The organism is Roseibium sp. (assembly GCF_965232425.1).
Classification (GTDB): Bacteria; Pseudomonadota; Alphaproteobacteria; order Rhizobiales; family Stappiaceae; genus Roseibium.
On sequence record NZ_OZ246971.1, the window covers coordinates 2,224,936 to 2,237,951 of the forward strand.

Genomic DNA, 13,016 nt, shown 5'->3' on the forward strand with positions numbered 1-13,016 from the left:
CCTTCATCCGGTTCTGTCGGTCACCGTGAACTGCCCCATCATGCCCTGATCCTCGTGTTCCAGAATGTGGCAGTGATACATGTAGGGAAAGTCATCGCTCGCAAGGTGATCGAAGCGGACGACAATTTCCGACCAGTCGTCGTCGTCCAACACCACCGTGTCCTTCAAGCCGCCCTGATCGGGGGTGACAGCTGCGCCCTCCATCTGTTCGATCAGGAAGGAACAGCCGTGCACATGGAACGGGTGCGCGCCCTGATCGGAGCGAATGCGCCAGCGCTCCCAGACACCGCGCTCGACGCGCTCGTTGATCACGCCCATGTCCATCGCGGCCCCGTTGATCGTCATGCTCATGGCATGTCCCGCATGTGCACCGTGGCCCTGCGCATGGGCGCTTTCGCTCTCGCCATGATCCATTTCCAGGACGAATTCGCGCGTTTTCGTGATCTCGTCCGGGTCCGGACGCTCGATGGTCGCCAGGCGTTCGGGAACGGGCACGGTATTCGCGACCAGTGTCCGGTCGACCGTCAACAGCAGCGAGGCGGGCGGGGCTGACTGACCGGGTCCGGTCAGCAGACCCATGAGACCGGAAACGATCCCCTCGCCTTCCTCATCTATATCGTCCTCGAAGAATGTCAGCAGTTCAGCCGAAGTGTCTCCGGACAGGTCCACAATGATCTCGCACCGTTCGCCGGGAGACATTTCCATGGTTGTCATCGGCACGGGCGCTTCCAGCAGGCCGCCATCGCTGGCAATCTTGTAAAAGGTCCGGTTGTCCGCAAATGCCAGGATATAAAATCGCGCGTTCGCGCCGTTGAGAAGGCGAAGACGAACCTTGCCGGCGGGAACCTCGGCGACCGGCGACAAGGCACCGTTGATGATGGCCGTGTCGCCGAACCAGCCGTCTTCCCCGGCCTCTTCCAGCGAATAGACCAGCCGCCCCGCCGCATCGAAGGTTCTGTCCTGAAGGATCACCGGAAGATCGTCGACGCCGTATCGGTTCGGAAGTTCCTTTGAGACGGCTTCATCGTCATCGATGATGATCATGCCCGCGAGACCGCGATAGACCTGGTCTCCCGTCTTGCCATGGGTATGGGAGTGATACCAGCAGGTGGCTGCCGGCTGGACGATCGACAGCGTCGGCTGCCAGCTTTCTCCAGGTGGCATTTCCAGCTGCGGCCCGCCGTCGACATTCCCCGGGACATGCAGGCCGTGCCCATGGACGGAGACGCCTTCCGTCAAGGTGTTGTGGTAGTTGAGGGTGAGGTCGGTGTTCCGCCGCGTGCGAATGGTTGGACCCAGGTAGTCCTGGTTGACACCGATCGTCGGTGTCATGACGCCCGGTTTGAAAGACCACATGCCTGCGCGGATCGTCAGGTCCAGCGGTGTGCCGTCCGTGCCGTCGGCAAGGGGCGGGATCGGCAGCCGCGGTCGCGCCGTGTTCGACCATGCCGGCCCCACAAGGCAAGTGCCTGTGAGCGCAAGGCCACCTGCGAGGAACTGGCGCCGGGAAAATGTGAGCGACATATCTGATCTCCAATTCAGCAAATACGGTGGGGGGCACTTGCCGTAAGCCACAGCGAAACCGCGCATGGCGCCCCGATGCATTTGTGAATGGGAAACGTGTAGGTATTCGTCTATCGGACAAATGCCGGATCGACCGTCGGGACTATGGGACATAGGGTCAATTCGGACGGCTCGACCATGTGCCAGGCTGCCAAAGACACGCAATAAAGGGAACGACTTCATGCTGGATACGAACGGGCCGTTGTGGAATTGGCGAACCTTCTTTGCGGCGTTCGTTCTGATCGTGTTTGCCACGAGCGTCGTTGAAGTTTTCAACGAATTCCGGGCAGGCGAAACGCTCGGTTCCATGGGCGACGATCTTGCCAGGCTATTGATCAGCGCACTGGTGCTGGGCGCCTTTCTCTACGATCGCCATGTCCAGCAGAAAACGCTCCTGGAGCTGAGCGGACAGCTTGAAAAAGCGCGCGGCCGACTGGCGCGGATCGACCCCCGTTCGGTCGAACTTGCGGGGCAGTACCGCGCGGTCATGCAGAAGCAGTTCGATGCCTGGAACCTCACAGCCAGTGAGCAGGATGTCGTGATCGGCATGCTGAAAGGTCTCACGTTCCGGGAAATCGCCGGGCTGAGAGATACACGTGAAAAAACGGTGCGCCAGCAGGCCTCCACTGTCTACCGGAAAGCCGGTGTTTCCAGTCGGAACGAGCTGACCGCATGGTTCTTCGAGGACATGCTCGATCCCCTTCCGGTGCAGGACGGATGACCTGGAGACGCATCGCGACCTGAAAACGTCGCGTCCCGGTCTTGTCAGGCCCCGATAGCGAGATATAACCCCCGAACGCTTGGACACGGGCCCGGCCGTATCGCGGTCCCCGGGATCGGACACAAAACCAACAATCATCCGGGTGCAGTGGTGGAAACGAACAAAATAACAATTCTCGACGGCGGCATGGGCCAGGAGCTTGTCCGCCTGAGCGGGCTGGAGCCGACAGGGCTCTGGTCGACACGGATCATGATGGAACGGCCGGATCTCGTCGGAGCGATCCACGATTCCTATTTCACTGCCGGTGCACATGTGGCAACGGCGAACACCTATGCGATCCATCGCGACCGCCTGCGCCCGAACGGGATTGAAGACCGGTTCGAAGAGCTGCAGCAGCAGGCATGCGAAATCGCCTGCCGCTCGCGCGATGCGCACGGTTCCGGATCGGTGGTCGGGTCCGTCGGTCCCCTCGGCTGGTCCTACAGCCACGATGGCGCCCCGCCGGAAGAGGAATCCGTAGAGCTTTACGCTGAAATCTGCCGCATCCAGGCGGATTTCGTCGATTCCTACCTGATCGAGACGATCGCTTCGATCGAGCAGGCACGGGCCGCGGTCACAGGCGCGCTCGGCCACGGCAAACCGGTCTGGATCGGGCTTACGGTCGACGATGGAGATGGTACGAAACTGCGCTCGGGAGAGAGCCTCGCGGATGCCATCCGCGAAGTTGCCGCGCTGTCCCCGCAGGCCATCCTGCTGAACTGCTCCATACCGGAAGCCGTAACCGCCGGACTGAAAGCCACGAAGGAAGCCGGCCTGCCAACCGGCGGCTACGCCAACGGGTTCACCGGGATCAGCAAGGAATTCCTGAGCGCAGGCAGCGCCGTGACGAAGTTGACGTCCCGTGTCGATCTCACGCCGGACGCCTATGCCGACCATGTCGGCGGCTGGATTGCTTCCGGCGCGACGATCGTCGGCGGCTGCTGCGAAGTGGGACCGGCGCATATTCAAGAGCTTGCGCGACGTTTCGGCTAGAACCGAACCGGATTGGATTTCCGCGCGCACGCAGCTCTGCCGTGGCGCTTGTGCGGTCACGAGACCGCTGCGCCTTCCCGCGTGTCGCGGCGCAGGGCACCGGCGAAAAATTCAAGCAGCGCTTCGATGTCCCGCTGCTGCCGGAAATCCTTGTGTGTCGCCACCCATAGTCCGGTTGAAGGCAGCCCGGCACGGTCGCCGAACGAAACGAGCCGCCCGGATTTCTGCCCGACAAAGACAGGCAGCATGGCAAGGCCGAGCCCCCTCTCGGCCAGAGCCGCCAGCATGAGGAAGCTGTCCGCGGAAAACTCGCGCCGGTTTTCGACGTTGGAAAGCTGCCATTCGCCAACAGTGGATCCTGCAAAGCCAGGGGCGGTCCCCAGCCATTTGTGCGCTCTGACGGGCAGGTCCCCGGTGCGGGCCAGATAATCCGGAGAGCCGAAGACGCCGAATTCAACTGTTCCGATCTTGAGACCGCTCAGCTCCGGTGGCAGATCCGGGCCGGGCCGCACAAGGATCTCGGCACCCGAAAGCGACAGGTCGATCGGATCGTTCGAAACGGCAACCTCGATATTGACGTTCGGGTGCATCTGCCGAAGGTTTTCCAGATAGTCGGGCAAAAGCAGGCAGGCAATCGTGTCCGTCGTCGCAAGACGGAACGTGCCCTCGATGCCCTTGGCGGTCGAATCCAGGCTTCTCCTGATCCTGGCCGAGGCGTGGTCCATGAGCTTGAGCGATGCCAGAAGCGCCCGGCCTTCGGGACGCAGCCGATACCCGTCTTTCTGCCTGTCGAACAGCTTGACCTCGCAGGACGCTTCCAGGAGCGCGATCCGTCTCAGGACGGTCGCGTGGTTCACACCGAGCGCGCGCGAGGCCGCAGAAAGCGATCCCTGCTCGGCAACCGCGTGGACATATTGAAGATCGTCCCATCTGAGTTTGTGCATCTGCGCACAGCCTTTTGTCGCAATTTAGAGAATTTATCAGCGCATTAGATCATGAGACTTATCTGATGTTCAATTCTGCACATGAGAGGAGAGTCTGATGAAAAACGGATTGAAGGTTTTCTGCTCACTCGTATTCGTCTTCACTGCCGGTATGGGCACGTCCGTCGCAGACGGGCATTTCGACAACGCCATCAAGGCACGCAAGGCGGTCATGGCGCTTTATGCGTGGAACCTGGGCCAGTTGGGCGCCATGGCAAAAGGGGATATCGAATACAATGCGGAAGCCGCCCAGATCGCGGCGGAAAACATCAAGATCATGGCAACCATGAACATGGGCTCGGCCTGGCCACAGGGATCCGACAGCACGGCCCTGCCCGGAAAGACACGCGCAAAGGTCGAAGCCTGGTCGACCTATCCGGAAAGCGCCGAGATCAACAAGAAACTTGCAGCGGCGGCGGTCGCCATGAGCGACGTTGCCGGTGACGGCGTCGATGCCGTTCGCGCGAATATCGGTGCCATTGGCGGTGCCTGCAAGGATTGCCACACGAAATTCCGGGAAGCGGAATAGACGAACCGCTATTGTGCAAAGATGAAAACATGGCATATGCCGCGGCGGATTGCCGTCGCGGTTTTCATGATAGCCGGGCTCGCCCTCGTGTCAGCGCGGGCCGGAGACGACCGGCTGCCGAAACGGGATGGTGAGGTGCCCGCCACCACCAATCGTGTCCCGCACATCCAGATCGGTGCAGAGCCCGTTCCGCAGCTGTCGGACCGCCTGTTGCAACGCGTGGCGGCCTTGCCGGGGGTCAAGCTCCGCGCCACGGTGATCTCGCTTCCGGGCGCCAAGGGCTTCTGGCTGAGCGAGACCATCGACCTGGCACGGCCCCAGGCGATCGTCGGCGGACGGGAGTTTGCCCATTTGCATCCGGATGGCAGTCTGCACGCTTCGCTGCCGCCGGCGCGCGCCCGCGAAGCCGTGAAGGCCGGATGGGCGGCCATGCATCCCTGGGCGGACAGCCGGCCGGGCTGGGAAGGTTTCGTCCTCCTTTATACGCCGCGCACCCGGGAGGAGACGGATATTGTCTTCCAGCTGCTCGTGGACGGCTACAACTACGTGACCGGTGACGATCACGAAGCAACGGAGCTCTGAAGCCCCGCATTCGTCAGGGCGGGAACGGAGACCGCTCTTGCCGGCGTCGTCTCCTATCGCGCAATGGTGAAGCGCGCCTCGAGACCGGGGTCGTTCCCGCGGAGCTTTAGACCGCCGCCATGCCGTTCGGCGACCCTTTCCACGATCGGCAATCCGAGACCGCTGCCGTCGCTGCGTTCCGAAACCTGGCCGAAACGCTGAAGCGCGGTCTGTATCTGCGCCTCGGTCAGCCCCTGGCCATCGTCCCTGACGACAATCGTTGCCGCTTCCGGGGCGGTCTCCAGCGCGACGGTGATCTCGGACAGGCCTGCACCACCATGCTTCATGGCATTGTCGACCAGATTGGACACCGCCTCGCGGATCATCGTCCGGTCTCCGGTGACGGAGATGTCCCCGTCCGGCATCCGTGCGGAGATCGCCGGTCCGCCATTGTTTCTGCCCTGAAAGTCCCTTGTCACACCATCGACCAGTTCATTGACCGAAAACGTTTCCTGCGCCGAAGCCGGACTGATCGACTTGGTGCGCTCATAGGTCAGGAGCTTCTGCGCCAGGTGGCTCGTTTCCTTCGCAGCGTCGACGAGATCACCCGCGCGCTCGCGCATGGCCCGCTCGTTCGGGGCGGAGCGGACGGATTCCGCAAGTGCCAGAACGCCGGCGACCGGGTTGCGCAGCTGATGGGCGGCATTTGAAATGAACTCGCTCTGCGTCGCCATGGCTTCGGACACCTGGCCAAGCAGCCGGTTGAGGGTGCGCACGATCCCCTCGACCTCGACCGGAACCGGTCTTTGGATGGGCTTCAGGACCTCGCCGGACCGCAGGTCGATCGCCTGTTGCAGGTCGTTCAACGGGTGCAGTCCGATGCGGATGCCGAACCAGACGATCAGCGACAGGGACGTGATGATGGACGAGATCGTCACCAGCGAGCGCAGCATCAGGTCCTGGACGAAGGCCGCGCGGATGGCGACATCCTGCCAGACGGTCGTCGTGAAAAGGCCGCTGAAGTCGTCGACCTGCATGCGGGTGCGCATGCGAAACCCGCGCACGTCCCGGCCGAGGTATTCCGCGTTGAAATAGACAGGGCTGAAATCGCCGTCGCCGGCGAGCGGGATGCCCACCGGCGGTGTTGCATAGCCGGTGACGATGACGCCGTCGGGTGCATAGACGTGGTAGAAGACCCGTCCGCCCGATGTGTCGGACAGGATCTTGCGCGTGCTCGACGCCAGGGCGTCACCGCCGGACAGAGCAACGTCGTTGGCAACCGCGAGCGCTGCCGACTGTAAGCTCCTGTCAAAGACTTCACCGGCGGTCACCCTTGCATTGTTGAGCTGCCACAGGCCGGTCGCACCGGCGACGAACAGCAGCGGAACGAGGATGATCAGGGTCAGGCGCAGGCGCAGAGAATAAGTTCTCTTCATGCGGACGCCTTGCCGAGGGAGTAGCCGATGCCGCGATGAACCTGGATGTTGACGCCGTAAGGAGCAAGACGCTTGCGCAGCCTAGAGGCATAGACCTCGATGACTTTCTCGTCTGTCTCGCTGCCCGCGCCGTAAAGCTGGTCCAAAAGGCTCGCCTTGGAGACCGTACGCCCGTTCGCCTGGGCCAGCGCGGCAAGCAATGCAAGCTCGCGCCGCGGAACTTCCAGGGCGTCGGAGCCGTCAAGCAATTGCAGCGCGCCGGCATCCAGTTTCAACGGACCGATCTCGATGAGCTGCCGTGGCACGACACCCTTGCGCCGGCCAAGCGCGCGGATCCTTGCCGCGAGCTCTTCCATCTCAAACGGCTTGACCAGGTAGTCGTCGGCGCCCGCGTCCAGTCCCATCACCCGGTCTTCCGTTTCGGACCGGGCGGTCAGAAGAATGACCGGTCTCGGATCATCGCGTTCCCTGAGATCCGTCAGAAGGTCCAGCCCGCTCCTGCCGGGCAGGTTGATGTCCAAAATGACGAGATCGCCGCCTTCCTGTTTCAGAAACACATCCGCCTCGTCGCCGTCATGGAGAATATCCACCGAATGGCCGGCATCGCGCAGCTGATAGGCGATCCCCTTTGCCAGACTGACATTGTCTTCTACGAGTGCGATCCGCATTTTTATTCTTTTTCGATGAAAGCTTGTTGCAAGCTTCGCAGGGAACACTGCCAGCATCAAGTCGCTTTTGCGAGCGCTGAGAGTGAGGCTGCGGGAACACACAGCCCGCGCCATTGGGAGGAAAACATGGTTTTGAAAAAGCTTGCGCGCCAGCTGGCGCTGAGTGTGACACTTGCTGCCGGTGCCTTCGTACCGGCCCAGGCCCTTGCGGCCGATCTCGACCTTTCCGGCAAAACAGTCGAATGGGTCATTCCCTTCTCCGAAACAGGCGGGTCCGCCAAGTGGGCGAACTTCTATGCGCCGCTCCTGAGCGAAGCGCTTCCGGGCCAGCCGACCGTCGTCGTGAAATTCATGCCGGGTGCCGGTTCCACGAAAGGCGCCAACTGGTTCCAGAACCAGAAATTCGCCGACAGCGAAGGCACGGTGATCTTCGGCTCGTCCGGCTCCACCCAGTTCCCGTACCTGCTCGGCGATCCGCGCGTGCGCTACGACTACAAGGACTGGAACGTGGTTCTGGCGTCCGGCACGGGCGGTGTCGCCTACCTGCCGCCGGATCTGGCCGCGAAGATGAGCGGCAACGATGCCAGCGCGCTGAAGGAGACCGATTTCATCTACGGTTCCCAGGGCGCGACGCGGCTCGATCTCGTTCCGCTTCTGGCCTGGGAAATGCTCGGCCTGAATGTCGAGCCCGTCTTCGGCATCAAGGGCCGCGGTGACGGCCGCCTGATGTTCGAGCGCGGTGAAGCCAACATCGATTACCAGACGTCTTCGTCCTACCTGAAAGGCGTGACGCCGCTGGTCGAAGCCGGAACGGCCGTGCCGATGATGAGCTGGGGTGCCCTGGATGCCGACGGCAACATCGTCCGCGATCCGACGTTCCCCGACATGCCGACCTTCAAGGAAGTCTGCGAGGCGACCGAAGGCTGCGAAACCTCGGGCGAAAAATGGGATGCCTGGAAGGCGTTCTTCATCGCCGGGTTCCCGGCCCAGAAGATGGTGTTCCTGCCGAACGGCGCATCCCAGGATGCCATCGACACCTATTCCAAGGCGTTTGATGCGGTCAAGGCACGCGGCGACTTCGCGGAGATTTCCGCAGGACGGCTCGGAAAGTACCCGCAGATGACAGGTGCCGAGGCTGACAGCGCCCTCAAGAGCGCGACCGAAGTGCCCGACAGTGCAAAGGAATTCGTGGTCGGCTGGCTACAGGAGCGCTACGGCGTCTCCCTCAAGTAACAGCACTTCCGCCCGTCCGGGCTGACCGGACGGGCTCCCTTTCCTGAAAAACAAAATCCGGGGCGATCCAGTGGACATTCTTGGCACCGCTTTACCTGCGCTCGCCGATGCGTCGGCGATGATCTTTCAGCCCGCCGTCATCGGCTACCTGATTCTCGGCGTGGTGATGGGCCTTTGCATCGGGGTTTTCCCCGGGCTCGGCGGCATCGCCGGTCTGTCGCTGCTGCTGCCGTTCATGTTCGGCATGGATCCCGTCCTCGGTCTTGCGCTCATGATCGGCATGGTCGCCGTCGTCCCGACATCGGATACGTTCGCCTCCGTCCTCATGGGCATTCCCGGCTCCTCCGCCTCGCAGGCGACCGTTCTCGACGGCTTTCCGCTGGCCAAGAAGGGCGAAGCCGCGCGGGCCCTCTCAGCTGCCTTTGCGTCGTCCCTTTTCGGCGGTCTCGTTGGCGCGGCGTTTCTGACCGTCTTCATCCTGGTCGCCCGACCGATCGTTCTGGAGTTCCGGACCCCGGAACTTCTGATGATCACACTGTTCGGCCTGTCGATGGTCGGTATTCTGGCCGGTCAGGTCGCCATCAAGGGCATCGTCGCCGCCGGCCTCGGCCTGATGGTCGGAACCATCGGCGAAGGCGACAGCGCCGGCGCGCTGCGCATGGCGACCTATGACATGCCTTATCTCACCGATGGCCTGAAACTGGTCATTGTCGGCCTCGGCATCTTCGCGATTCCGGAAATCGTCGCCCTGTTGCGCCAGGACCGCGCGATATCGGAGCGCTCCATGCTCGGCGGCGGCTGGCTTCACGGCGTGCGCGACTGGTTCGCCAATATCTGGCTCAGCATCCGCTGTTCATTGATCGGCGTTACCGTCGGTGTCATCCCCGGTCTCGGCGGCTCCGTTGTCGACTGGATCGCCTACGGCCACACGGTGCAGACATCGAAGGACAAGTCCAAATTCGGCAGTGGCGACGTGCGCGGCGTCATCGGGCCGGAAAGCTCCAACAACGCCAAGGAAGGCGGCGGCCTGGTGCCGACGCTTTTGTTCGGTATTCCGGGTTCCGGCTCCATGGCCGTCTTCATCGGTGCCGTCGCCCTGCTCGGCTCCGGCCAGATCGAGGTCGGGCCGTCGATGCTGAAGAACAATCTCGACGTCACCTACGCAATTGTCTGGCTGCTTGCGCTGGCAAACGTCGTCGGAACGATCATCTGCATTCTCGGCTCCGGCGGCATCGCGCGCCTGACAACCATTCCCTTCGCGCTGCTTGCGCCGTTCCTGTTCATGATCATCTCGTTTGCCGCGTTCCAGTCGGGGCAAAACCTGATGGATCTGGTGGCGCTGTTCGCCATCGGCCTGCTCGGCATCCTGATGCGGCGGTTCGACTGGTCGCGGCCCGCCTTCCTGATCGGGTTCGTGCTGTCCAATCCGGCGGAAACATACACCAACCAGGCGGTCCAGATCGCCGCGTCGCGCTTCCGCAAGGGCTTCGCGGAGGGCATGGAGTACATCTTCTCGCCGATCGTGATCGTCCTCATCATCATCACGATCGTGTCGGTTGTCATCGGCCTGCGCCAGTCCAAGAACATCCGCGCGGAAGGAGACGTTCCAACGGGAAGCAAACGCGCGCCGCTGATCTTCCTGCTGGCGATCTTCGCTTACCTTGCCTTTGCATTCACCAATGCCTCGCTGATCCCAGACTATGCCTCCGCGGATCGGGTCTTCCCGCAATTCGTCGGCCTGGTGTCGATCATCGGCTGCCTGATCCTTTTGTTCCGGATGCGCACCAGCCCCGAGACGAGCCCGCTGTTCAGCGACAGCGAGGCCGGAAACTCGGAAGGCAACCAGCATGGCCTGTGGCCGACGCTGGCCTGGTTTGCCGGTCTTCTGATCCTGACGTCGCTGATCGGGTTCATCCTGGCGCTTGCCGGCTTCCTGGTGGCGTTCATTCACTATCGTGCGAAGCGCAGCCTGCCTTACGCGCTTGGCTATGGCGCCTGCGGGATCGCGTTCATGTGCGGCATGGCCTGGCTGCTCAACCGAGACTTCCCGCCGGGACTGCTGCAGTCCTATGTCACCCTGCCGTGGCCACTAACGTAAGGCAGCAGCATGACGCTCTCGCTGCTCTGTCTTGCCGGCGACGGCATCGGCCCGGAAATAATGGCCGCCACGAAACGCATCGTGGCGGCTGCCTGCGCCAGGTCGGGCGAACGGATCGAACTCACGGATCGCACCATAGGTTTTGCGTCCCTGGAGACCGGTGACAGCACGATCGCAGATGCCGTCATCGAAGCCGCGCTCGCCGCGGACGGCGTCATTCTCGGGCCGGTCTCGCACAACGATTATCCGCCAAAGGAAGCCGGCGGCCTCAATCCGTCGGGCGTGCTGCGCAGGAAACTCGATCTTTACGCCAACATCCGGCCCGCTCGGAGTTTCAGCGGCTTGCCGACGCCGACAGGCGTGGATGTCGACCTGGTGATTTTCCGGGAAAATCTCGAGGGGTTCTACGCCGACCGCAACCTTTACGCCGGGAGCGGCGAGTTCATGCCGGTGCCGGGTGTGGCGATGGCGATGCGGCTGATAACCGAACGTGGCAGCGAACGGATCGGGCGCGCGGCCTTCCGGTTCGCCGAAAGCACCGGGCGCAAAAAGGTCACGGCCGTTCACAAGGCGAACGTGATGCGCACGAGCGACGGCCTCTTTCTGGAGGTGATCCGGCGGATCGCCGCGGACTATCCGGGTCTCGCATATGACGAGGTCCTGGTCGATGCGGCGGCGGCGCTGCTGGTCCGCGATCCGGGCCGCTTCGACGTTATCGTGACGACCAACATGTTCGGCGACATCCTGTCGGATCTTGCCACCGAACTTGCCGGCGGGCTCGGACTGGCAGCCTCCCTGAATGTCGGCCCGCAGAACGCGGCGGCACAGGCCCAGCACGGTTCCGCACCGGACATTGCCGGGCAGGACCGGGCAAACCCGACGTCCCTGATCGGCTCGGCCGCCATGCTGCTGCGCCACCTCGGACAGGCCAAGGCCGCTGCGGCGATCGACAGCGCCCTGAAAACCGCACTCGCCCACCCGGAGACCCGGACAGCGGACCTCGGAGGCCCGCTCGGCACGCAGGCCTTTGCCTCCGTCCTGGTCAAGCTCATAGAGGAAAGCGACGCATGACGCAGACAGCCATCCCCTTTCTCTTCATGCGCGGGGGATCCTCGCGCGGACCCTACATGAACCGCAGTGATCTGCCGGAAGATCTCGACCGGTTGTCGGAGGTCCTGGTTGCCATCGTCGGTGCGGGTCATCCGTTCAATATCGACGGCATCGGCGGCGGCACCGCTGTGACGACCAAGGTTGCCATGCTCTCGAAATCGGAGGACGACTGGGCGGATGTGGACTATTTCTTCGCGCAGGTCAGCGTCGAGGAGAAGCTCGTCGACTACAAGCCGTCCTGCGGCAACATCCTTGTCGGCGTCGGACCGGCGGCCATCGAGATGGGGCTCGTCGAGCCCGTCGGCGATGTCACGGAAGTCAGGATCCGGGCGGTCAACACGGGCACGCGCGTCGCCGCGCTTGTCCAGACACCGGGCAAACAGGTCCGCTATGACGGCAAGGCGTCGATCGATGGCGTCCCGGGCACGGCTGCGCCCATCCAGTTGCAGTTCATGGATGTGGAGGGCAGTGCAACGAGCGGCCTGTTTCCGACCGGACAGTCTAGGGAAGAGATCAACGGCCTGGAGGTTTCCTGCATGGATGTCGCCATGGCGATGGTCATCGGCCGCGCCGAGGACTTCGGGATCACCGGGTATGAAAGCGCGGCGGAACTGGATGCGAACAAGGCACTTTTTGAAAAAATGGAGGCCGTGCGGCTGATTGCCGGCGAACGAATGGGTTTGGGAGATGTCACAAAATCCGTCATCCCGAAATTCGGACTGCTGGCACCGGCGCGTGAGGGGGGCACCGCCGCCGTCCGTTATTTCATGCCGTGGAACTGCCATCCCACTCTCGCGGTCACGGGCTCGCAGTGCCTGGCGTCCTGCATACTGGCCCCCGGCACGGTCGCCGAAGGCCTCGTGCCCGCACCACCGTCGTCTCCGGTGAGGATTGAACTGGAACACCCGATGGGCAAAATGGAAGTCGTGATAGACTACGGCGACGAGGACGGGCAGTACCATGTCATCTCTGCCGGATTGATGCGCACCGCCCGGAAACTGGCCGCGGGCGACGTCTTCGTTCCGGGCGATGTCTGGTCCGGATCCTGAAAGGCAGCGCCGGAGGCAGGACAGGAGAACAGG

General features: G+C 62.7%; 12 protein-coding genes. 8 read left to right on the plus strand and 4 right to left on the minus strand.

Annotated features, from left to right (window positions below; all coding sequences use genetic code 11):
* Positions 1-3: 3 nt before the first annotated feature.
* Positions 4-1,524 (minus strand): multicopper oxidase domain-containing protein, encoded by a 1,521-nt coding sequence (locus ACO08A_RS10060; RefSeq protein ID WP_422040959.1) that lies wholly within the window; start codon positions 1,522-1,524, stop codon positions 4-6.
* A gap of 220 nt (positions 1,525-1,744) precedes the next feature.
* On the opposite strand from ACO08A_RS10060, the gene ACO08A_RS10065 reads away from it, so the two are divergent.
* Positions 1,745-2,284, plus strand: coding sequence for a helix-turn-helix transcriptional regulator (locus tag ACO08A_RS10065; RefSeq protein ID WP_422040960.1), 540 nt, complete (start codon positions 1,745-1,747; stop codon positions 2,282-2,284).
* Positions 2,285-2,434: 150 nt separating this feature from the next.
* Positions 2,435-3,316 (plus strand): homocysteine S-methyltransferase family protein, encoded by an 882-nt coding sequence (locus ACO08A_RS10070; RefSeq protein ID WP_422040961.1) that lies wholly within the window; start codon positions 2,435-2,437, stop codon positions 3,314-3,316.
* Positions 3,317-3,372: 56 nt separating this feature from the next.
* Here ACO08A_RS10070 and ACO08A_RS10075 read toward each other — a convergent pair whose 3' ends face one another.
* Positions 3,373-4,260, minus strand: a complete 888-nt coding sequence (locus ACO08A_RS10075; RefSeq protein WP_422040962.1) for a LysR family transcriptional regulator — start codon at positions 4,258-4,260, stop codon at positions 3,373-3,375.
* Positions 4,261-4,357: 97 nt separating this feature from the next.
* On the opposite strand from ACO08A_RS10075, the gene ACO08A_RS10080 reads away from it, so the two are divergent.
* Together ACO08A_RS10080 and ACO08A_RS10085 are read left to right on the plus strand one after the other, a co-directional pair.
* Entirely contained in the window at positions 4,358-4,828 is a 471-nt protein-coding gene (locus ACO08A_RS10080) for a cytochrome c (RefSeq protein ID WP_319384985.1), read from the plus strand.
* 21 nt (positions 4,829-4,849) lie between these two features.
* On the plus strand, positions 4,850-5,410 hold the full coding sequence (locus ACO08A_RS10085) for a luciferase family protein (RefSeq protein WP_422040963.1): 561 nt from the start codon (positions 4,850-4,852) through the stop codon (positions 5,408-5,410).
* Between the two features lie 53 nt (positions 5,411-5,463).
* On the opposite strand, the gene ACO08A_RS10090 is transcribed toward ACO08A_RS10085, so the two are convergent.
* Both ACO08A_RS10090 and ACO08A_RS10095 read right to left on the minus strand, forming a co-directional pair.
* Entirely contained in the window at positions 5,464-6,825 is a 1,362-nt protein-coding gene (locus ACO08A_RS10090; RefSeq protein WP_422040964.1) for a sensor histidine kinase, read from the minus strand.
* Positions 6,822-7,493 (minus strand): response regulator transcription factor, encoded by a 672-nt coding sequence (locus ACO08A_RS10095; protein WP_422040965.1) that lies wholly within the window; start codon positions 7,491-7,493, stop codon positions 6,822-6,824. Before ACO08A_RS10095 ends, ACO08A_RS10090 begins: the two co-directional genes overlap by 4 nt.
* Positions 7,494-7,619: 126 nt before the next feature.
* Here ACO08A_RS10095 and ACO08A_RS10100 point away from each other — a divergent pair, with 126 nt between their 5' ends.
* The 4 genes from ACO08A_RS10100 (at position 7,620) to ACO08A_RS10115 (ending at position 12,983) form a co-directional block, all read left to right on the plus strand.
* Positions 7,620-8,726 (plus strand): tricarboxylate transporter, encoded by a 1,107-nt coding sequence (locus ACO08A_RS10100; protein WP_421980584.1) that lies wholly within the window; start codon positions 7,620-7,622, stop codon positions 8,724-8,726.
* A gap of 70 nt (positions 8,727-8,796) precedes the next feature.
* Positions 8,797-10,824 carry a tripartite tricarboxylate transporter permease gene (locus ACO08A_RS10105; RefSeq protein ID WP_422040966.1) on the plus strand — a complete coding sequence of 676 codons (2,028 nt, stop codon included), beginning with the start codon at positions 8,797-8,799 and terminating at the stop codon, positions 10,822-10,824.
* Positions 10,825-10,833: 9 nt separating this feature from the next.
* Entirely contained in the window at positions 10,834-11,895 is a 1,062-nt protein-coding gene (locus tag ACO08A_RS10110; protein WP_422040967.1) for an isocitrate/isopropylmalate dehydrogenase family protein, read from the plus strand.
* The gene (locus ACO08A_RS10115; RefSeq protein ID WP_422040968.1) at positions 11,892-12,983 is read left to right on the plus strand and encodes a 4-oxalomesaconate tautomerase; all 1,092 of its coding nucleotides are present in this window, start codon (positions 11,892-11,894) and stop codon (positions 12,981-12,983) included. Before ACO08A_RS10110 ends, ACO08A_RS10115 begins: the two co-directional genes overlap by 4 nt.
* Positions 12,984-13,016 lie beyond the last annotated feature (33 nt).